2 tRNA genes and 2 rRNA genes are annotated in these 5,323 nt (G+C 51.6%); all 4 read right to left on the reverse strand.

Annotated elements, in window-relative coordinates:
* Window positions 1-120: 120 nt before the first annotated feature.
* The 4 genes from QWI20_RS27350 to QWI20_RS27365 all read right to left on the reverse strand — a co-directional run bounded on the left by QWI20_RS27350 (window position 121) and on the right by QWI20_RS27365 (window position 5,066).
* A 23S ribosomal RNA gene (locus QWI20_RS27350) occupies window positions 121-3,013 on the reverse strand.
* A 232-nt stretch (window positions 3,014-3,245) separates the two neighbouring features.
* Window positions 3,246-3,321: transfer RNA gene (locus QWI20_RS27355), tRNA-Ala, on the reverse strand.
* Window positions 3,322-3,331: 10 nt separating this feature from the next.
* Window positions 3,332-3,408 (reverse strand) — tRNA-Ile (locus QWI20_RS27360).
* Between the two features lie 121 nt (window positions 3,409-3,529).
* Window positions 3,530-5,066: ribosomal RNA gene (locus QWI20_RS27365) — 16S ribosomal RNA — on the reverse strand.
* The 16S and 23S rRNA genes sit together here with 2 tRNA genes alongside, the layout of an rRNA operon.
* Window positions 5,067-5,323: the final 257 nt, after the last annotated feature.

Genomic DNA, 5,323 nt, shown 5'->3' on the forward strand with positions numbered 1-5,323 from the left:
GAACGCTTCAGCAAATCGGGTATGTGATCAAGGTGTCATTTGTGTGTTCGCAAACTTTCGTCTTCATGCGTCTTCACACACCGCAACCTGCCGTCTTTCTGCAGATTGCTTGGGTGTTATATGGTCAAGCCTCACGGGCAATTAGTATTGGTTAGCTCAACGCCTCACAGCGCTTACACACCCAACCTATCAACGTCGTAGTCTTCGACGGCCCTTCAGGGAACTCAAGGTTCCAGTGAGATCTCATCTTGAGGCAAGTTTCCCGCTTAGATGCTTTCAGCGGTTATCTTTTCCGAACATAGCTACCCGGCAATGCCACTGGCGTGACAACCGGAACACCAGAGGTTCGTCCACTCCGGTCCTCTCGTACTAGGAGCAGCCCCTCTCAAATCTCAAACGTCCACGGCAGATAGGGACCGAACTGTCTCACGACGTTCTAAACCCAGCTCGCGTACCACTTTAAATGGCGAACAGCCATACCCTTGGGACCGGCTTCAGCCCCAGGATGTGATGAGCCGACATCGAGGTGCCAAACACCGCCGTCGATATGAACTCTTGGGCGGTATCAGCCTGTTATCCCCGGAGTACCTTTTATCCGTTGAGCGATGGCCCTTCCATACAGAACCACCGGATCACTAAGACCTACTTTCGTACCTGCTCGACGTGTCTGTCTCGCAGTCAAGCGCGCTTTTGCCTTTATACTCTACGACCGATTTCCGACCGGTCTGAGCGCACCTTCGTACTCCTCCGTTACTCTTTAGGAGGAGACCGCCCCAGTCAAACTACCCACCATACACTGTCCTCGATCCGGATAACGGACCTGAGTTAGAACCTCAAAGTTGCCAGGGTGGTATTTCAAGGTTGGCTCCACGCAGACTGGCGTCCACGCTTCAAAGCCTCCCACCTATCCTACACAAGCAAATTCAAAGTCCAGTGCAAAGCTATAGTAAAGGTTCACGGGGTCTTTCCGTCTAGCCGCGGATACACTGCATCTTCACAGCGATTTCAATTTCACTGAGTCTCGGGTGGAGACAGCGCCGCCATCGTTACGCCATTCGTGCAGGTCGGAACTTACCCGACAAGGAATTTCGCTACCTTAGGACCGTTATAGTTACGGCCGCCGTTTACCGGGGCTTCGATCAAGAGCTTCGCGTTAGCTAACCCCATCAATTAACCTTCCGGCACCGGGCAGGCGTCACACCCTATACGTCCACTTTCGTGTTTGCAGAGTGCTGTGTTTTTAATAAACAGTCGCAGCGGCCTGGTATCTTCGACCGGCATGAGCTTACGGAGCAAGTCCTTCACCCTCACCGGCGCACCTTCTCCCGAAGTTACGGTGCCATTTTGCCTAGTTCCTTCACCCGAGTTCTCTCAAGCGCCTTGGTATTCTCTACCCAACCACCTGTGTCGGTTTGGGGTACGGTTCCTGGTTACCTGAAGCTTAGAAGCTTTTCTTGGAAGCATGGCATCAACCACTTCGTGTCCTAAAGGACACTCGTCATCAGCTCTCGGCCTTGAAACCCCGGATTTACCTAAGATTTCAGCCTACCACCTTAAACCTGGACAACCAACGCCAGGCTGGCCTAGCCTTCTCCGTCCCTCCATCGCAATAACCAGAAGTACAGGAATATTAACCTGTTTTCCATCGACTACGCTTTTCAGCCTCGCCTTAGGGACCGACTAACCCTGCGTCGATTAACGTTGCGCAGGAAACCTTGGTCTTTCGGCGTGGGTGTTTTTCACACCCATTGTCGTTACTCATGTCAGCATTCGCACTTCTGATACCTCCAGCAAGCTTCTCAACTCACCTTCACAGGCTTACAGAACGCTCCTCTACCGCATCATCCTAAGATGATACCCGTAGCTTCGGTGCATGGTTTGAGCCCCGTTACATCTTCCGCGCAGGCCGACTCGACTAGTGAGCTATTACGCTTTCTTTAAAGGGTGGCTGCTTCTAAGCCAACCTCCTAGCTGTCTAAGCCTTCCCACATCGTTTCCCACTTAACCATGACTTTGGGACCTTAGCTGACGGTCTGGGTTGTTTCCCTTTTCACGACGGACGTTAGCACCCGCCGTGTGTCTCCCATGCTCGGCACTTGTAGGTATTCGGAGTTTGCATCGGTTTGGTAAGTCGGGATGACCCCCTAGCCGAAACAGTGCTCTACCCCCTACAGTGATACATGAGGCGCTACCTAAATAGCTTTCGAGGAGAACCAGCTATCTCCGAGCTTGATTAGCCTTTCACTCCGATCCACAGGTCATCCGCTAACTTTTCAACGGTAGTCGGTTCGGTCCTCCAGTTAGTGTTACCCAACCTTCAACCTGCCCATGGATAGATCGCCCGGTTTCGGGTCTATTCCCAGCGACTAGACGCCCTATTAAGACTCGCTTTCGCTACGCCTCCCCTATTCGGTTAAGCTCGCCACTGAAAATAAGTCGCTGACCCATTATACAAAAGGTACGCAGTCACCCAACAAAGTGGGCTCCCACTGCTTGTACGCATACGGTTTCAGGATCTATTTCACTCCGCTCTCCGCGGTTCTTTTCGCCTTTCCCTCACGGTACTGGTTCACTATCGGTCAGTCAGTAGTATTTAGCCTTGGAGGATGGTCCCCCCATGTTCAGACAAGGTTTCTCGTGCCCCGTCCTACTCGATTTCATTGACAAGAGATTTTCGCGTACAGGGCTATCACCCACTATGGCCGCACTTTCCAGAGCGTTCCGCTAATCTCAAATCAACTTAAGGGCTGGTCCCCGTTCGCTCGCCACTACTAAGGGAATCTCGGTTGATTTCTTTTCCTCAGGGTACTTAGATGTTTCAGTTCCCCTGGTTCGCTCCATACACCTATGTATTCAGTGTAAGGTAACTGTCTTATGACAGCTGGGTTCCCCCATTCAGACATCTCCGGATCACAGTCTGTTTGCCGACTCCCCGAAGCTTTTCGCAGGCTACCACGTCTTTCATCGCCTCTGACTGCCAAGGCATCCACCGTATGCGCTTCTTCACTTGACCATATAACCCCAAGCAATCTGGTTATACTGTGAAGACGACATTCGCCGAAAGTTTGCATTTCACAAACTTTACCTTAGCCTGGACACGCACCAGTGAAAGAGGTGCCCAGTCTATATTTCAATCACATACCCAAATTTTTAAAGAACGATCTAATCAAAAGACTAGAAATCAACACTCATCATCCGGCGGATGGAGCGCTCATTTCTAAGCTTTCACAAGGCAGAAGCAGTTATGGTGGAGCCAAACGGGATCGAACCGTTGACCTCCTGCGTGCAAGGCAGGCGCTCTCCCAGCTGAGCTATGGCCCCATAACAAAATTGGTGGGTCTGGGCAGATTCGAACTGCCGACCTCACCCTTATCAGGGGTGCGCTCTAACCAACTGAGCTACAGACCCAATTTCGAGCTTGTAACTGTTAGCGTGAGCTATCAGCTTGGAGCTTAAAGCTGCTTCTATCGTCTTCTTCAATGAATCAAGCAATTCGTGTGGGAACTTGTGAAGAAGCTGAGTCTTCGATTAAGGAGGTGATCCAGCCGCAGGTTCCCCTACGGCTACCTTGTTACGACTTCACCCCAGTCATGAATCACACCGTGGTAACCGTCCTCCCGAAGGTTAGACTAGCTACTTCTGGTGCAACCCACTCCCATGGTGTGACGGGCGGTGTGTACAAGGCCCGGGAACGTATTCACCGCGACATTCTGATTCGCGATTACTAGCGATTCCGACTTCACGCAGTCGAGTTGCAGACTGCGATCCGGACTACGATCGGTTTTCTGGGATTAGCTCCACCTCGCGGCTTGGCAACCCTCTGTACCGACCATTGTAGCACGTGTGTAGCCCAGGCCGTAAGGGCCATGATGACTTGACGTCATCCCCACCTTCCTCCGGTTTGTCACCGGCAGTCTCCTTAGAGTGCCCACCATAATGTGCTGGTAACTAAGGACAAGGGTTGCGCTCGTTACGGGACTTAACCCAACATCTCACGACACGAGCTGACGACAGCCATGCAGCACCTGTCTCAATGTTCCCGAAGGCACCCATCCATCTCTGGAAAGTTCATTGGATGTCAAGGCCTGGTAAGGTTCTTCGCGTTGCTTCGAATTAAACCACATGCTCCACCGCTTGTGCGGGCCCCCGTCAATTCATTTGAGTTTTAACCTTGCGGCCGTACTCCCCAGGCGGTCAACTTAATGCGTTAGCTGCGCCACTAAAAGCTCAAGGCTTCCAACGGCTAGTTGACATCGTTTACGGCGTGGACTACCAGGGTATCTAATCCTGTTTGCTCCCCACGCTTTCGCACCTCAGTGTCAGTATGAGCCCAGGTGGTCGCCTTCGCCACTGGTGTTCCTTCCTATATCTACGCATTTCACCGCTACACAGGAAATTCCACCACCCTCTGCCCTACTCTAGCTTGCCAGTTTTGGATGCAGTTCCCAGGTTGAGCCCGGGGATTTCACATTCAACTTAACAAACCACCTACGCGCGCTTTACGCCCAGTAATTCCGATTAACGCTTGCACCCTCTGTATTACCGCGGCTGCTGGCACAGAGTTAGCCGGTGCTTATTCTGTCGGTAACGTCAAAACAGCAAGGTATTCGCTTACTGCCCTTCCTCCCAACTTAAAGTGCTTTACAATCCGAAGACCTTCTTCACACACGCGGCATGGCTGGATCAGGCTTTCGCCCATTGTCCAATATTCCCCACTGCTGCCTCCCGTAGGAGTCTGGACCGTGTCTCAGTTCCAGTGTGACTGATCATCCTCTCAGACCAGTTACGGATCGTCGCCTTGGTGAGCCATTACCTCACCAACTAGCTAATCCGACCTAGGCTCATCTGATAGCGCAAGGCCCGAAGGTCCCCTGCTTTCTCCCGTAGGACGTATGCGGTATTAGCGTCCCTTTCGAGACGTTGTCCCCCACTACCAGGCAGATTCCTAGGCATTACTCACCCGTCCGCCGCTGAATCAGAGAGCAAGCTCTCTTCATCCGCTCGACTTGCATGTGTTAGGCCTGCCGCCAGCGTTCAATCTGAGCCATGATCAAACTCTTCAGTTCAATACTGCAATTAGGTTTTGAGAAAACCTTATAAACTTGGCTCAGCAATCGTTGGTTAAACCATGATTTCTCGTGGAGTAACTTGCGATGCTGATAATCTTGCGACTTCAGTCTTACAGCACAAGCACCCACACGAATTGCTTGATTCAGTTGTTAAAGAGCGGGTGGTTAAGATCTTTCGTCTCAACCGAGGCGCGCATTCTACAGCGTCTCTTGTTTCTGTCAAGCGGTTATTTTAAGAAGTTTTCAAAGTTTCC

It is taken from the genome of Pseudomonas sp. W2-17 (assembly GCF_041060445.1).
In the GTDB taxonomy this organism is placed as follows: Bacteria; Pseudomonadota; Gammaproteobacteria; order Pseudomonadales; family Pseudomonadaceae; genus Aquipseudomonas.